The sequence below is a fragment of the Bradyrhizobium sp. TM239 genome (genome assembly GCF_036247985.1).
Classification (GTDB): domain Bacteria; phylum Pseudomonadota; class Alphaproteobacteria; order Rhizobiales; family Xanthobacteraceae; genus Bradyrhizobium; species Bradyrhizobium ottawaense.
Map to the genome: position 1 here is coordinate 91,488 of NZ_BTIR01000021.1, position 13,013 is coordinate 104,500.

Below are 13,013 nucleotides of genomic sequence, written 5' to 3' on the forward strand. Positions count from 1 at the left end.
TCGAGGCTCGACTTGCGATGCATCCGCATCGCAAGTCTCACACCTCAGGATGACGGAACTGGCAGGAGCGCGCGTCTAGAAATTCACCCGGTTCGAGATCCCGCCGTCCACAACGAGATTCGATCCCGTCGTGAATCCCGACACCGGGCTGGCCAGAAACACGGCGGCGCTCGCGATCTCTTGCGGCGTGGCCATCCGGCCGGTCGGATTGCGCTTCATCGCGTCGTTGTAACGCTCGGGCATGTTCTTCTCGACCATCTCCCAGACGCCGCCCTTGAAATAGACGGTGCCGGGCGACACCACATTCACGCGGATCTTCTTCTTCGCATATTGCCGCGCCAGTCCCTTGGCCATGTGGATCAGCGCCGCCTTGATCGGGCCGTAGGAGCTGGCCGTGTCGGCCTGCGCCGCCGAGATCGAGGAGATGATGACGAAGGCGGCGTCGCCGTTTCTCTCGCCGCTGGCTTCGAGCAACGGCCGCGCGGCGTCGAACGCGTGCACGGCGCCAAGCAGGTCGAGCCGGAAGTTCTGCTCCCACGATGCCGGATCGTGGCCTTGCGCCATCGCGCCGGCATTGGAGAACAACAGGTCGAGGCCGCCGAGCTCTTTTGCGGCCCCCTCGATCCAGGATTTCAGCGCCGCGCCGTCGGTCACGTCGACCGGGCCGCCGGTGGCGTTGACGCCCTTCGCCTTCAGCTCGGCAACGGTGGCCGCAACCTGATCTGCATTGCGCGCGCACACCGCGACATTGGTGCCTTCACCGGCGAGCGTCTCCGCGATCGCCCGCCCGATGCCGCGCGTGCCGCCGAGCACGATGGCGTTCTTGCCTTTGAGACCGAGATCCATTGTTGGGTTTCCTTTTTGTTGGTCGGATGGAGCTTAGTTGTTTGAGCGAGGATGTCGAATTCGTTCTCGGGTGTCGTACCCCGCGCAGGCGGGGTATCCAGTACGTCGCGACCTCTCGGTTCTATTACCAGCGTCTCTGGAATACTGGATCATCCGCCTTCGCGGATGATGACGCCGTGCGAGATGGTCAAGGGCCTCCTCACTCCGGCGCGGCGCCGACTGGCGGGCCGCCGGGCGGGCGGTGCAGGAAGGTCAGCGAGGCGTAGGCGCCGGCCCATGATCCGATTGCCGCGAAAGCGACATAGAACGGGTTCTCGGTGTAGCTGATCACGGCGTAGGAGGAGAGCATGTACCAGACGGCGCTCCAGTTCGCCGCTGACATGCGTTTGCGCGCGATCACGGCCGAGGTGAACATGACATAGACCGCGTCTGTGGCCGCCGTTGCGATGAACACGGCACCTGCGGTGAGAGGGTCGATGGCGGCCATTGCATTTCCTTATGTGCTAATGGGATGCTGAAGGCTAAAGGGAGAGAAGGGTCATGCAAAGCCCCGCCGACATTCTTAGGGATATCTGGACCTCTGCCGGTGGTGATGCGGCCGCGCTCGAACGCGTGCGGCTGACCGGCGAGGAGCCGCAAATCCCGTCCTCGTTTCGCGTCGCCGTCGCCGGCCAGGTCACGATTGCCGCAGCCGGTCTGGCCGCGACCGAAATACGGAAGCTACGCAGCGGGCAGACGCAGGATGTCTCCGTCGACATGCGTCACGCCGTCGCCGAATGCCGCTCCGAGCGTTATCTGCGCGTCGACGACAAGCCGCCGCCGCCGGCTTGGGACGCCATCGCCGGCGTTTACAGGACCGGCGACAATCGCTTCGTTCGCTGCCACACCAATTTCCCGCATCACCGCGACGCCGTCTGCAAGGTGCTCGGCTGCGCGCCCGAGCGCGACAAGGTGCAGGCTGCGCTGATGCAATGGAGGGGCGAGGATTTCGAGACTGCGGCTTACGCCGCGGGCGGCGTCGTTGCGCTCATGCGCTCCTATGACGAATGGTCAGCTCTGCCGCAGGCGCACGCGCTCGCCGAGTTGCCGCTGCTCTCGATCGAGAAGATCGGCGAGGCTCCGCCAAAGCCGTGGCCAGAAGGCGATCGTCCGTTGTCAGGCCTTCGCGTGCTCGATCTCGCCCGCGTCATCGCAGGCCCCGTCGCCGGCCGCACGCTCGCTGCGCATGGTGCGGACGTTCTGCTGGTGTCAGGGCCGGAGCTGCCCGCCATTCCCTGGCTCACCATCGACACCGGCCGCGGCAAGCTCACCACCTTCATCGAACTGAAGAGCGAGACGGGCAGGGCGCAATTGCGCGAACTGTTGCGGGACGCCGACATCTTCTCGCAGGGCTATCGCCCGCGCGCGCTCGCCGCCCTCGGCTTCGCGCCCGAGGATGCAGCGCAGATCAACCCGGGCATCGTCTATGTGACGCTGTCGGCCTATGGCCACACCGGCCCGTGGGCCGAGCGGCGCGGCTTCGATTCCCTCGTGCAGACCACGACCGGATTCAATCACGCCGAGGGACGCGCTGCCGGTCTCGATGACCCCAAGGAATTGCCGGCGCAGATGCTCGATCACGCCACCGGCTATCTGATGGCGTTCGGCGCGATGATGGCCAAGGCGCGTCAGGCCCGCGACGGCGGCAGCTGGCACGTGCGTGTATCGCTGGCGCAGACCGGGCGCTGGCTCTGGAATCTCGGCCGCCTCGATCGCGGACTGAACACCCCGGATCTTACGGGCGACGCCGTACATGCTGCGTTCATCGAGAGCATGCCATCTGGCTTCGGCATGTTGAAGGCGGTGCGCCATTCGGCGATGCTGTCGAAGACGCCGGCGCGATGGAGCCGTCCGGCGATGCCGCTCGGCAGTCACCCGGCACAGTGGCCGGCGCGAAGCTGACGTGAAGCTGACATGTCGTAAAATTTTAACGCAAACCGAAAGGCGCCCGGCGTTTTTTAGGTTGTTTGAAATCCCAATTCAGCACTATTAGCGCAACCGATAAGGCAGGCATCTGCCGAGATCGTCGCAGACACGACCGGGCTCCATGGTAGTTGAAAATACCAAGCGATTGCAGGTGTTTACAAAACAACGGGTGATCACATCCGTAGTTCTACTAGCTCTTGCCGGTGTCGGCGCCGGTGCCTACGGCTTCCTCTCTTCCGGATCCAAGGAAAAGAAGCACTCCGAGATCTCCAGCCAGTCGCGCAGGAATGCGCAGAACTTCACGCCGACGCCGTCCGAATGGGCGACGCTGACGATCGAGCCGGTCAAGGCCAAGGCCTTCCGCGCCGAATATGTCACCGAAGGCAAGGTCGCCGTCGACGAGGACCGCTCGACGCCGGTGTTCTCGCCCTATGCGGGCCGCGTCACCAAGCTGCTGGCCAAGCCGGGTGAGATGCTGAAGCAGGGCCAACCGCTGTTCACGATCGAGGCCGCCGACACCGTGCAGGCCCAGAACGATTTCATCGCGGCGATGACTTCGCAAAACAAGGCGAAGTCGGCGCTCGAGCTCTCCGACATCCAGTTCAAGCGCGCCAAGGACCTCTACGAGGGCCACGCCATTCCGCTGAAGGATTATCAGCAGGCCGAAGCGACCCAGGTTCAGGCGCGGAACGACGTGCGCTCCTCGGGGACCGCGCTGGAAGCTGCGCGCAACAAGCTGCGCATCCTCGGCTTCACCGACGAGACCATCAAGGCGTTCCAGGACAAGGGCGCCATCAATCCGGAAGTCACGATCTATTCGCCGATCGCCGGCACGGTCGTGCAGCGCAAGATCGGCCCCGGCCAGTACGTCAATTCCGGCGCCAGCGATCCGGTCTTCGTGGTCGGCGATCTCTCCACGGTCTGGCTCACCGCCTTCGTGCGCGAGAGCGACGCCGCCGCGGTCTGCATCGGCCAGGACATCACCGTCAACGTGATGGCGCTGCCGGGCCGCCCCTTGACCGCCAAGATCAATTACGTCGCTGCCGCGATCGACCCCAACACCCGCCGCCTGCTGGTCCGCGCCACCATCGACAACAAGGACGGGCTGCTCAAGCCCGAGATGTTCGCCAACGTCACGATCTATTCGGCCGGCGACCGCGCCGCGCCCGCGGTGCCGAAGCAGGCGTTGATCTATGAGGCCGACAAGGTCCGCCTCTGGGTCGCACGCGAGGACAAGTCGGTCGAGCTGCGCGAGATCAAGATCGGCCTCATCAACGGCAACCTCGTCGAGGTCACCCGCAATCTGAACCCCGGCGAGCAGATCGTCACCAAGGGCAGCCTGTTCATCGACCGCGCGGCGTCCGGCAGCTGATCGACGACCCAAAAAACTGAAGACAAATTGAAGACCTGATGGATCGTCTCGTCGCCCTTGCCGTCAACCGGCGCTTCCTGATGGTCGGGATGTTCGTCGCCGTGCTGATCGGCGGCGTCATCGCGTTCAACCAGCTCAACATCGAGGCCTATCCCGATCCGACCCCGCCGATGGTCGACATCGTGACGCAGAGTCCGGGGCTGTCGGCCGAGGAGATCGAGCGCTACATCACGATCCCGATCGAGACCCAGGTCGCAGGTCTGAAGAATCTGACGACCATTCGCACCATCTCGCTCTACGGCCTCTCCGACGTCAAACTCCAGTTCTCCTTCGCCTACACCTATGACGAGGCGTTGCAGCAGGTGCTGAACCGCCTGGCGCAACTCGCGCCACTGCCCGGCAACGTGCAGCCGCAGATCTCGCCGCTCAGCCCGATCGGCGAGATCTTCCGCTACCGTCTCGTGGGTCCGCCAAACTACAGCGTGCTGGATCTCAAGACCATCCAGGACTGGATCCTGCAGCGCCGCTTCCGCGCCGTGCCGGGGGTCATCGACGTCACCGGGTGGGGCGGCAAGAGCAAGACCTATGAGCTCCAGGTCGACTTCAACAAGCTGGTCGCCAACGGTCTGACGCTGCCGCAATTGCTCCAGGCGGTCGGCAATTCCAACGTCAATGTCGGCGGCAACACCGTCAATATCGGCCAGCAATCGGCCGTCGTGCGCGGCGTCGGCCTGATCCGGTCGATCGACGATCTCGCCAATACCATGGTGGCGCAGACCGGCGGCAATCCGGTGCTGGTCAAGGACGTCGCCACCGTCACCGTCGGCCAGAGGCCGCGCCTCGGCATTGCCGGCCTCGACGAGTCCGACGACATCGTGCAGGGCATCGTCCTGATGCGCCGCGGCGAGCAGAGCTCGCCAACCATCAAGCGGGTCCACCAGCTCGTTCAGACCATCAACAATTCCAGCATCCTGCCGCCCGGCGTGCGCATCGAACGCATCTACGACCGCGGCGACCTGATCGAGCTCACCACCCATACGGTTCTGCACAACATGGTGGTCGGCATTCTCTTGATCGTGCTGTTGCAGTGGATCTTCCTCGGCGATCTGCGCAGCGCACTGATCGTCGGCGCCACCATTCCGTTCGCGCTGTTCTTCGCCGTCATCATCCTGGTGCTGCGGGGGGAATCGGCCAATCTGCTATCGGTTGGCGCGATCGATTTCGGCCTGATCGTCGATGCCACCGTCATCATGGTGGAGGCGATCTTCCGCCGTCTGACCCAGACGACGCCGATGTCGGAATCCGAGCACATGTCCAACGAGACGCTGTTCGGCATGAAGAGCCACGCGATCCTCAGCGCGGCCGCCGACGTCTCGCGCTCGATCTTCTTTGCCGCGGCGATCATCATCGCGGCCTTCCTGCCGCTGTTCACGCTCTCGGGCGTCGAAGGCAACATCTTCGGGCCGATGGCCCGTACCTATGCCTATGCGCTGGCCGGCGGGCTGCTTGCGACCTTCACCGTCACGCCGGCGCTGTCCGCGATCATCCTGCCCGCGCATGTCGAGGAAACCGAGACCAGGGTGATGCGGATCCTGCACCGGTTGTACTCGCCGTTGCTGCAGTGGGCGGTCGCCAACCGCAACATCGTGCTCGGCGGTGCGGTCGGCCTCGTGCTGATGACGGTGGCACTCAGCCGGATGCTCGGCCTCGAATTCCTGCCGAAGCTGGAAGAGGGCAATCTCTGGATTCGCGCCACGCTGCCGCCGACCATCTCGCTCCAGGAAGGCAACAGCTACGTCAACGAGATGCGCAAGGTGATCCGCGCCCGGCCCGAAGTCGAGTCCGTCGTGTCTCAGCACGGCCGTCCCGACGACGGCACCGACGCCGCCGGCTTCTTCAATGCCGAGTTCTTCGCGCCGCTCAAACCGATCAGTCAGTGGCCCGGTACCCGCGACAAGGAAGAGCTGACCGCGCAACTGCTCAAGCAGCTCGACGATCGCTTCCCCGGCGTCGAGTTCAACTTCTCGCAATATCTCCAGGACAACGTCTCCGAAGCCGTCTCCGGCGTGAAGGGCGAGAACTCGATCAAGCTGTTCGGCAGCGACCTTCAGGCGCTCACCGACACCGCCAACAAGATCAAGTCGGTGCTGGCCACGGTGCAGGGCGTCACCGACCTTGCGGTGTTCACCTCGCTCGGCCAGCCGACCGTCCAGATCGACATCGACCGCGCCAAGGCCGCGCGCTACGGCCTTGCGCCGGGCGACATCAACGCCACGATCAAGGTCGCGATCGGCGGCGACACCGCGGGCGATCTCTACGAGCCCGGCTCCGATCGTCACTTCCCGATCATCGTCCGCCTCGCGCCGGAATACCGCAGGAGTGCCGAGGCGATCCAGAATTTGCGCATCGGCGCACCCGGGCCGAACGGCACCGTCACGCAGATCCCCCTCAGCGAGGTCGCCACCATCAGCCTCGTCTCGGGCGCGGCCTACATCTATCGCGAGCAGCAGGAACGCTATCTGCCGATCAAGTTCTCGGTGCGCGAGCGCGACCTCGGCAGCGCGATCAGCGAGGCCCAGCAGAAGATCGCCGAACGGGTGCAGCTGCCGCCGGGCTCGCGCATGGAATGGGTCGGCGAGTTCGGCAACCTCCAGGACGCGATCCGGCGGCTGTCGATCGTGGTGCCGATCTCGCTGGCGCTGATCGGCGTGCTGCTCTGGTTCAATTTCGGCTCGATGACCGATACGCTGCTCGCGATGAGCGTGATCCCGATGGCGATCTTCGGCGGCGTGCTGGGGCTGTTGATTTCAGGCACGGCGTTCAGCGTCTCCGCGGCGATCGGCTTCATCGCGCTGTTCGGCATCGCCGTGATGGACGGCATCATCATCCTGTCGCAGTTCAACCAGCTCATCGAAGAGGGCATGGACCGCATGAGCGCGGTGGTGCGCACGGGTGAGCTTCAGCTCCGGCCGGTGCTGATGACCTGCGTCGTCGCCGGCGTCGGGTTGCTGCCGGCGGCGCTGTCGGAAGGCATCGGCTCGCAGGTGCAGAAGCCGCTCGCGGTCGTCGTCGTCACCGGCATGATGCTGGCGCCGGTCGTGATCCTCGTCACCTTGCCGGTCCTGATCTCATTCTTCTCGCGCCGCGCGCGCTGACCGTCAAAATCCGTAGAGTCGTGCCGGGTTGTCGACCAGGATCTTCTTGCGGACATCGGCATCCGGTGCCCACACCGGAAGCTGGTTGAGCAGGCGGCCGTCGTCGATCTGATAGAGCGGCGCGATGTCGGTGGGCTTGCGGCCCTCGACACGGCTCGAATCCGGATGCGGCCAGTCGGTGCCCCAGACGATGCGGTCCGGATTCGCCGCGATCAGCGCCCGCGCATAGGGCACCATGTCCTGATAGTCGGGCGCGAGCTTCGACGAGCGATAGGCGCCGGAGATCTTCACATAGGCCTTGCCGGATTTGACGAGCGCGACCAGATCCGCAAATCCCGGCTGCTCCAGCCCCAGCGCGGCCTCGAGCCCGCCGAAATGATCGAACACGGCGGACACGGGCGCGGCCAGCACGAGGTCCTTGATCGCGGAAATCATCGGCAGCGTCGTATAGAGCTGCACGTGCCAGCCGCGCGCCTTCATGCGCTCGACCGCCGCGGTGAAGCGGGCGCGGCCGACATTGGGATCGCTCATGCCGCCGGTCGCCAGATTGATGCGGATGCCGCGGAAGCCTTCCTGCTGCATCGTATCGAGCTGCGCCTCGGTGGTCTTGTCGTCGATCACGGCCACTCCGCGCGCGGTCCCCCCGCGCGCCTTCATGCCGAACAGGGTGGAGGAATTGTCGGTGCCGTAGACGCTCGGGGTGACGATCACCACGCGCTCGATATGCAGCGCCTTGTGCAGCGCGGCCATTTCTTCCGGGCTCGCCGGCTCCGGCGTATAGACGCGTCCCGCGAAGAACGGAAATTGTTCGACATCGCCATGGATATGGGTGTGGCAGTCGCAGGCGTGCAGCGGGACGTCGAAATTGACCGGCGTCGCGGGCTGCGAGGCACGTGCGTGGGCTTTGTTGGTCATGGCTGCTCCGGCGGCAAGGGAGGCGAAGAGGACGCCGCGTCGGCTGAGCATGGTTTCTCTCCCTGCTTCGTTATTTGAAGATGACGGGACAGTATCACATCAGCCCGGCAGCCGCTGCACGTCGCTGCATAGCTGCTCAACGAGGTCCGCAAGTGGGCGTGAGCCGTCGACGCGCACGGTCGGGCAGGGCAGGCCCGCGAGCCAGGCTTCCTGCTTTGCGAGGCTGCGGCCGTCGCGGTCACCGGCTTCGTAATGGGAAGCCCATTCGACGAAGGCTTCGGTCTCCTCATGACGCCAGCCGCCCGGCGCGACGGCGTCAGCACCGAAATGCGCGGCCTCGCGGTCCCGCAGACGCTTCATCCGTAGTTCGCGCGGCGTGACCACGAAGACGACGAGATCGAAATACGCGACGAGCTCGTCGCCCCAGCCGGTGACGGTTCCGCTCAGCACCCAATCGAGACGCGGCAGAAACATCTCGCGCATCAGGCGCAGACGATCTGCGGCAGGGCGTGTCGTCTGGTAGGGCGGCACGGTCGGCAGCCAGAAGTAGTCGTCGGTGTCGTGATGCGGCAGCGCAAGCCGCCCCGCGAGCGTCCGGCCGAGCGTCGTGACGCCGGAGCCGGAAGCGCCCGTCAGATGGATGCGGCGGCTTTTCATCGGCCCCGTCCAGATGATTTGAAACTACTGCCCCGACGGCGTGCGCAGGCCGTGCCAGGCATCGCGGACCTGGTGGTAGTGCACTTCGGGCAGATAATCCGGCGTGTTCAGGCTGAGCGTCTTGACGTCGAGATGGCCGATGGCGCTGAGCAGCGTGTAGGAGGCGATGACGCGGTCCCGGTTGGCGCCGATCAGGCGGGCCTTGGCCTGGATCAAATCGGCCTGCGAGTTCAAGACGTCGACCGTGGTGCGTTGTCCGCCGGCGGCCTCGCGCTGCACGCCCTGGAGCGCGACGGTCGCGGCCTTCACTTCGGACTCTGAGGCCGACACGGTGATCTTGGCGCCTTCATTGGCGACCCATGCGCTCACCGCCGCCGTGCGCGCCTGGTTGCGGACCTGGTCGAGCACGAGCCGGCTCTGCGCCGTGATCTCCTTGGCCTGCCGGGTCTGCGCGGCGGCCTGGCCGCCGTCGTAGATCGGCGCGGTGACATTGGCGACGATCGAGGCCTGGTCCTCGGCGAAGGTGCCGAGCGTCGGGTCATTGTTGCGGCTGCGGCTGGCGCTGCCCTGGATGGTGGCGCTCGGCAGCAATGCGCCTTCGGCAACGCGGATATTGGTAGAGGCGACATCGACGTCGAAGCTAGCGGCCATCACCGCCGGGTGCTGGCGGATTGCCATCGTCATCGCGTCTTCGCGGCTCTTCGGCAGATAGCGATCGACGGCCTCGGCGGCCCGAAGCTGCGACGGCGCATTGCCGATCACTTGCGCATAGGTCGCCTGGCTGATGGCAAGCGCGACCTCGGCGGCGTTGAGGTCGGCAAGGCCGCGGTTGAGGCGCGCTTCGGCCTGCGCGCTGTCGGTTGGCGTGACGTCGCCGGCGTTGAGGCGGCGCTGGGTGACCGAGAGCGTCTCGCGCAGGAAGGCGACGTTGGAACGCTGCGCCTCGACCAGCGACTGGTTGGCGAGCACATTGGTGTAGGCGGTGACCGCGTCGAGCAGCACGCCCTGGCCGACATTGCGCAGCGCCTCGCGGCCCGACTGCACCTGGAGCTCGGCGGCCCGCACGTTGTTGGCGGTGCGGAAGCCGTTGAAGAGGGTCTGCGTCACGGTGACGCCGATGATCCATGGCTTCAAATTGCCGGTCTGGATGGTGTTGTCGGGCAGCAGATTGCGAACCGATTGCAGGCCGGCGCTGAGGCTCGCCACGATCTGCGGCCGGTAACCGGCGAGGGCCTGCGGCACGTTCTCGTCCGTGGCGCGTTGTCGCGCACGTTCGGCATTGAGCTGTGGATTGGTCTGGTAGGCCTTGGCGAGCGCCTCCGGCAGGGCTTCGGCCCAGGCGGCGGAGGGCAGGGCGCAGCACAGCGCCAGCGTGGTCCATGTCGCAAGCACAGGACCCACGCCCGATCGATGCCGCGTCATCACGCGACCAGCTCTGGCGGTACGCCCAATCATGTAATCCCGCTTAACCTCGGCTGTCCGCCCCCGCCGACGGTGGCCTCTTAACTGTTTAGCCAGCCGAGGTCCCGCAGGCAAACTGCCGCGGGGGAAACCCCCATGTATTCCGTGCTTGTTGCAGGTGCGTCACAGGAGTTCTGCGGGAACGCGGCCGAGCCTTACACCAGCCTGACCCGTCCGCTGACGTTACCGGTTCTTGTTCACCGGCTTGCGCTTCTCGATGAACGCCGCCATGCCCTCGGAGCGGTCCTCCAGCGCGAAGGTCGAGTGGAACAGGTTGCGCTCGACACTCATGCCCTCCGCGAGCGTGGTCTCGAAGGCGCGGTTCACCGCTTCCTTGGCCATCGCGGCCGCAGGGCGCGACATCGAAGCGATCTTCTCGGCCGCCGCCATCACTTCGTCCATCAGCTTGTCAGCGGGCACGATGCGGCTGACGAGCCCGCTTCGCTCGGCTTCCGCCGCATCCATCATGCGGCCGGTGAGGCACAGGTCCATCGCCTTGGACTTGCCGATCGCGCGCGTCAGGCGCTGGGTACCGCCGATGCCGGGAATGGTGCCAAGCGTGATCTCGGGCTGGCCGAACTTTGCGGTGTCGGCGGCGATGATGAAATCGCACATCATGGCGAGCTCGCAGCCGCCGCCGAGCGCATAGCCGGCTACCGCGGCAATGGTCGGCTTGCGGCAACGCGTGATACGGTCGCCGCCGATCGCGGCAAAGTCCTCGGAGAACATGTCGATGAAGCCCTTCGGCTGCATCTCCTTGATGTCGGCGCCGGCGGCAAAGGCCTTCTCGCTGCCGGTCACGACGATGCAGCCGATAGCGTCATCGGCCTCGAGATCGTCGACGGCGGCGGCAATCTCGCGGAAGACGCCGAAGGAGAGCGCGTTGAGCAGCTTCGGCCGGTTCAGCTTGATGATGCCGACCGCGCCTTTGCTTTCGACGATGATGTGTTCGAACGTGCTCATGCTCCACCCACGCTTTTGATTGGGCGGGCAATGTGCCCGCTGGCGCGGTGGGCTTCAAGGGGCTAAAGGCCGCCGGAACACGCAGCGAGATGCGCGTTCCGGTGGCGGTCTTTCGAGCCCGGAATTCAGGCCAGGATCAGGCTGGCGATCACGCCATGAACATGCGCGCGGCGGACGCCAGCGTCAGCAGCGTGCCGACGCCGATGAAGATCTTGCCGATCAGGGAGCTCTGGTCCCAGGCCGAGCTCTGCTGGCTGCTTGCCATCACCGGTGCCGGCCGGGGCTGCGCCTGGGTTGCGGCAATCACCGCCTTCTGCGCCGGCGGGTTGTCCTGTTGCGCGGCGCGGTCGATGTCGTTGAGCTGATCGGGTGCGACGACCTGGCTCTCGGCGGTCGCCGCGTTGGTATTATCGGCCGCTGCCTGGACATTGGTGTTGGCGCGGTCCGTCATCGCCGAGGCCGCAGCCGCAGTTGGTGTATCGGCGGCGGCGAGCTGCGCATTGGCGTTGGCGACCGCCGGCGGCATCTGGCTCGAGGCCGGCACGTCGTTGTCGGCCCTGTTGTCGGCCTTCGCCTCGTCGGCCTTGTTGTCGGCCTTGGCCGGAGCGGCGGTCTTGTCGGCCTCGTTGTCGGATTTCTGTGCTGTCTTGCCGCTGGTGGTGGTGGTGGTGCGGCGTGACTCGTGGCGCCGGTGCTTGCTCGGCTTGGCCGCGTCGGCCTGCTTGCCCGCACTGTCCGATTTGCTCGCGGCTGAGCTTGGGGCCGCCTGTGCAAGGCCGCCGAACAGCAACAAAAGGCCGGCCAGAACAATCAGGGCCGCGCGCCCGCTGGCTTTCATCATGGTGATGATCTCCCCAATTCCGCCCGTCCCGGAAACGAACAGAGACCCCGGGACGTGACGACAGCGGGGCAGAAAATGGGAATCTTCGGGCTACACCGGGCAAAACCGGGGCAGACCGGCCCCCGTGGAGCCAGCCGCCGGGTGCGGGACGCGCCGATCGGTGTTATGAGCCGTCGCAGACGTTGACGGCCGTATCGCTCGCGAGCCAGGCGCTTATCACGAATTCGTGATCGAGGCCGACCCGCGTAACAAATTGAACGGACGGCCGAATTGCATGGTGAGGGGCGCGCGTGCGCGGACGTGAGGACGAATGGACCGGCCTGATGCGGTCGGCCATGGCTGGCGATGATGCGGCGTATCATCGCCTGTTGAGGGCGGTCACGCCGGTGCTGCGCGCTGCCGCGAGGCGAGGCCTGGCACGGGCAGGCCAGCCTCCCGACCAGGCAGAGGATATCGTGCAGGAGATTCTGTTGGCGGTGCATCTGAAGCGGCACACCTGGGACAGCGAAGCCCCCTTCGCGCCCTGGCTGTTTGCCATCGGTCGCAACAAGCTGATCGACGCGCTGCGCCGGCGCGGCAGGCGCGTCTTCGTCAACATCGACGATTTCGCCGAAACCCTGCCGGGCGAGGCGCCCGAGGAAACGGCCTCCGCGGGCGAGGTCGCAGCCCAGCTCAACACCCTGCCGCAGCGCCAGCGCGACGTGCTGCAGTCGATCGCGGTCGAGAGCGCCTCGATCAAGGATACGGCGGCCAAGTTTTCGATGAGCGAGGGCGCGGTGCGCGTCGCGCTGCATCGCGGACTTGCGGCGCTGACGACCAAACTGCGGGACCACTAGTC

The 13,013-nt window shown here is 65.7% G+C and carries 11 protein-coding genes; 4 read left to right on the forward strand and 7 right to left on the reverse strand.

What is annotated here, in order from left to right; genetic code table 11:
- Positions 1-75: 75 nt before the first annotated feature.
- Positions 76-846, reverse strand: coding sequence for an SDR family NAD(P)-dependent oxidoreductase (locus tag AABA84_RS29285; protein ID WP_212251383.1), 771 nt, complete (start codon positions 844-846; stop codon positions 76-78).
- A 199-nt stretch (positions 847-1,045) separates the two neighbouring features.
- Complete coding sequence (locus tag AABA84_RS29290) at positions 1,046-1,333, reverse strand: hypothetical protein (RefSeq protein WP_212251384.1); 288 nt, start codon at positions 1,331-1,333, stop codon at positions 1,046-1,048.
- Between the two features lie 53 nt (positions 1,334-1,386).
- Between AABA84_RS29290 and AABA84_RS29295 the strand changes: the two genes are divergently transcribed.
- The 3 genes from AABA84_RS29295 to AABA84_RS29305 all read left to right on the forward strand — a co-directional run bounded on the left by AABA84_RS29295 (position 1,387) and on the right by AABA84_RS29305 (position 7,338).
- A complete protein-coding gene (locus tag AABA84_RS29295; RefSeq protein WP_338313891.1) occupies positions 1,387-2,787 on the forward strand; it encodes a CoA transferase in 1,401 nt (466 codons plus the stop codon).
- A 145-nt stretch (positions 2,788-2,932) separates the two neighbouring features.
- Positions 2,933-4,183: an efflux RND transporter periplasmic adaptor subunit gene (locus AABA84_RS29300; protein WP_212251386.1), complete on the forward strand. Its 1,251-nt coding sequence runs from the start codon at positions 2,933-2,935 to the stop codon at positions 4,181-4,183.
- 38 nt (positions 4,184-4,221) lie between these two features.
- On the forward strand, positions 4,222-7,338 hold the full coding sequence (locus tag AABA84_RS29305) for an efflux RND transporter permease subunit (protein ID WP_338313892.1): 3,117 nt from the start codon (positions 4,222-4,224) through the stop codon (positions 7,336-7,338).
- Positions 7,339-7,341: 3 nt separating this feature from the next.
- On the opposite strand, the gene AABA84_RS29310 is transcribed toward AABA84_RS29305, so the two are convergent.
- The 5 genes from AABA84_RS29310 to AABA84_RS29330 form a co-directional block, all read right to left on the reverse strand.
- On the reverse strand, positions 7,342-8,304 hold the full coding sequence (locus tag AABA84_RS29310) for an amidohydrolase family protein (RefSeq protein WP_212251389.1): 963 nt from the start codon (positions 8,302-8,304) through the stop codon (positions 7,342-7,344).
- 48 nt (positions 8,305-8,352) lie between these two features.
- Entirely contained in the window at positions 8,353-8,910 is a 558-nt protein-coding gene (locus AABA84_RS29315; RefSeq protein WP_212251390.1) for a hypothetical protein, read from the reverse strand.
- 24 nt (positions 8,911-8,934) lie between these two features.
- Positions 8,935-10,332 (reverse strand): TolC family outer membrane protein, encoded by a 1,398-nt coding sequence (locus tag AABA84_RS29320; RefSeq protein WP_212251391.1) that lies wholly within the window; start codon positions 10,330-10,332, stop codon positions 8,935-8,937.
- Between the two features lie 222 nt (positions 10,333-10,554).
- A complete protein-coding gene (locus AABA84_RS29325; protein WP_338313893.1) occupies positions 10,555-11,334 on the reverse strand; it encodes an enoyl-CoA hydratase in 780 nt (259 codons plus the stop codon).
- 148 nt (positions 11,335-11,482) lie between these two features.
- Positions 11,483-12,175, reverse strand: coding sequence for a hypothetical protein (locus tag AABA84_RS29330; RefSeq protein ID WP_338313894.1), 693 nt, complete (start codon positions 12,173-12,175; stop codon positions 11,483-11,485).
- A 290-nt stretch (positions 12,176-12,465) separates the two neighbouring features.
- Here AABA84_RS29330 and AABA84_RS29335 point away from each other — a divergent pair, with 290 nt between their 5' ends.
- A complete protein-coding gene (locus tag AABA84_RS29335) occupies positions 12,466-13,011 on the forward strand; it encodes a sigma-70 family RNA polymerase sigma factor (RefSeq protein ID WP_212251394.1) in 546 nt (181 codons plus the stop codon).
- Positions 13,012-13,013: the final 2 nt, after the last annotated feature.